General features: G+C 44.6%; 1 protein-coding gene and 2 rRNA genes (2 of these 3 cut by a window edge). All 3 read right to left on the bottom strand.

The window, feature by feature from the left end; translation table 11 throughout:
* Positions 1–518, bottom strand: partial view of a DMT family transporter gene (locus tag ACU8YW_RS01685; protein ID WP_142398742.1) — the 5' portion only. 412 nt of this gene lie to the left of the window's left edge; only the first 518 of its 930 coding nucleotides appear in the window; its start codon is at positions 516–518; its stop codon lies off the left edge, out of view.
* Positions 519–895: 377 nt separating this feature from the next.
* Positions 896–1,011, bottom strand: a 5S ribosomal RNA gene (gene rrf / locus ACU8YW_RS01680).
* Positions 1,012–1,060: 49 nt separating this feature from the next.
* Positions 1,061–2,500, bottom strand: a 23S ribosomal RNA gene (locus ACU8YW_RS01675); it runs 1,482 nt beyond the window's last position.

Here is a 2,500-nt window from a genome sequence, read left to right as displayed (position 1 = left end):
TGTTTTGGTCGTTTCAGCAATACTGTATAGAAAGCAAATAAGAACGTACTTAATAAAATAAGGATATCTCCTATTAAAGATACTTCTTGATCGCCATTACTAGATGGAATTGTAATAAGAAGTACTCCGATAGCCCCCAATACAATACCGATCCAATAATTAAGCCGAATTTTTTCTTTCAAAAAGAACGCCGAAAAAAGAATTGTAACTAAAGGTAAAGCAGCATCAATAATACTAACATGCAATCCACTTGTTAAAGAAATACCGTAGGATGTGAACATAAAGTACCCAGATACGCCAGTAAAAGATAGTAAACTCATTCTTTTCCACGGGACCTGTTTATGTACAACTGATCTTTTTAATTGTTTAAATGAGAATAGTAAACAGATTCCACCAGCTAAGAAAAGGCGAATAAATAACAAAGTAAATGGCTGAATAGATTCTAATGCCCACTTTGTTGGCGCAATGGCTGTCCCCCATAATATAACAGCCACTAATAACATGCATATGTCTTTCATAATCCCCCACACCCATCAAAAAATATATGTTAACTATCTTAATTATAGATTTTTTCTTATGTAAAATCCTTTAAAAATGAAAAACCGTTATGTGAAAAACAACTGAATAGCTATTTTCCACATAACGGTTTCATATAAAAAGTAAAATATTTTAGTCATTCCACGACTCAATTAATACAAAAAGGTAATTCTTACCTTAACCTAACATTTAAATGTATTACTTTATTATTTTTTATGGCATTATCGTTCAAAATTCACTTTAAACAGCCTCTATTCCATTCTTTTCTCTTCTTTAGTGTCATTCAATTTATGGATTATGACATTTGGTAAATAAAAATAAGCACAAAAAAACCTAAGTCGAATCGACTTAGGTTTTTGCTTGGCGACGTCCTACTCTCACAGGGACAAGGTCCCAACTACCATCGGCGCTAGAGAGCTTAACTTCCGTGTTCGGTATGGGAACGGGTGTGACCTCTCTGCCATCATCACCAAACTATGAAGGCATATTCCTTCAAAACTAGATAACATTTGCTTCATATTATATGGTTAAGTCCTCGATCTATTAGTATTCGTCAGCTCCACATGTCACCATGCTTCCACCTCGAACCTATCAACCTGATCATCTTTCAGGGATCTTACTAGCTTACGCTATGGGAAATCTCATCTTGAGGGGGGCTTCATGCTTAGATGCTTTCAGCACTTATCCCTTCCGCACATAGCTACCCAGCTATGCCCTTGGCAGAACAACTGGTACACCAGCGGTGCGTCCATCCCGGTCCTCTCGTACTAAGGACAGCTCCTCTCAAATTTCCTACGCCCACGACGGATAGGGACCGAACTGTCTCACGACGTTCTGAACCCAGCTCGCGTACCGCTTTAATGGGCGAACAGCCCAACCCTTGGGACCGACTACAGCCCCAGGATGCGATGAGCCGACATCGAGGTGCCAAACCTCCCCGTCGATGTGGACTCTTGGGGGAGATAAGCCTGTTATCCCCGGGGTAGCTTTTATCCGTTGAGCGATGGCCCTTCCATGCGGAACCACCGGATCACTAAGCCCGACTTTCGTCCCTGCTCGACTTGTAGGTCTCGCAGTCAAGCTCCCTTATGCCTTTGCACTCTACGAATGATTTCCAACCATTCTGAGGGAACCTTTGGGCGCCTCCGTTACACTTTAGGAGGCGACCGCCCCAGTCAAACTGCCCACCTGACACTGTCTCCCGGGTCGATAAGACCCGTAGGTTAGAATTTCAATACAGTCAGGGCGGTATCCCACCAGCGCCTCCACCGAAGCTAGCGCTCCGGTTTCAATGGCTCCCGCCTATCCTGTACAAACTGTACCAAAATTCAATATCAGGCTACAGTAAAGCTCCACGGGGTCTTTCCGTCCTGTCGCGGGTAACCTGCATCTTCACAGGTACTATAATTTCACCGAGTCTCTGGTTGAGACAGTGCCCAAATCGTTACACCTTTCGTGCGGGTCGGAACTTACCCGACAAGGAATTTCGCTACCTTAGGACCGTTATAGTTACGGCCGCCGTTTACTGGGGCTTCAGTTCAGAGCTTCGCTTACGCTAACCCCTCTCCTTAACCTTCCAGCACCGGGCAGGTGTCAGCCCCTATACTTCGCCTTACGGCTTCGCAGAGACCTGTGTTTTTGCTAAACAGTCGCTTGGGCCTATTCACTGCGGCTTTCCGTTAAGAAAGCACCCCTTCTCCCGAAGTTACGGGGTCATTTTGCCGAGTTCCTTAACCAGAGTTCTCTCGCACACCTTAGGATTCTCTCCTCGCCTACCTGTGTCGGTTTGCGGTACAGGCACCTTTTATCTCGCTAGAAGCTTTTCTTGGCAGCGGGGAATCAAAGACTTCGCTCCATAAGGAGCTTCCCCATCACAGCTCAGCCTTCACGATAAGCGGATTTGCCTACTTATCAGCCTAACTGCTTGGACGTGCACAACCAATCGCACGCTTCTTCTATCCTT

The sequence above is a fragment of the Bacillus pretiosus genome (assembly GCF_052947655.1).
Note: the sequence above shows the minus strand (reverse complement) of the source record. Positions and strands in the feature narration are given on the sequence as shown.